Source organism: Bartonella sp. MR168JLCBS, assembly GCF_042194175.1.
Genome location: NZ_JBHIMP010000447.1, coordinates 356 through 656, shown reverse-complemented (window position 1 = coordinate 656; position 301 = coordinate 356). Strand labels below are relative to the sequence as shown.

Sequence of the window (301 nt, the reverse complement as noted above, 5' to 3'; positions counted from 1 at the left end):
CCCATTCGATTAATAATCGCTTCATCTTCTCTCAAGCGAAAAAGCCGTGGTTTAGGATTTCCGACCTGAGGTTTTGGTGTAACAGTACCAATCTCAGTAAAACCAAATCCTAAATGAAAAATAGCTTCGACAACTTCTGCATTCTTATCAAAACCCGCAGCAAGACCGATAAAATTTTCAAACTCAAGACCTGCAACAGCCACACACAAACGCCTATCAACAACCTTACGATAACTGCTCAATCCACTTTTCAGCCCGACAATCGCTAAGCGGTGCGCATGCTCTGGATCCAACATAAATA

At 42.2% G+C, this 301-nt stretch carries 1 pseudogene; it reads right to left on the bottom strand.

Going from position 1 to position 301, the window contains the following annotated elements:
• A pseudogene (locus ACFIK8_RS11885) lies at positions 1-301 on the bottom strand (dihydroorotate dehydrogenase (quinone)); the annotation flags it as partial.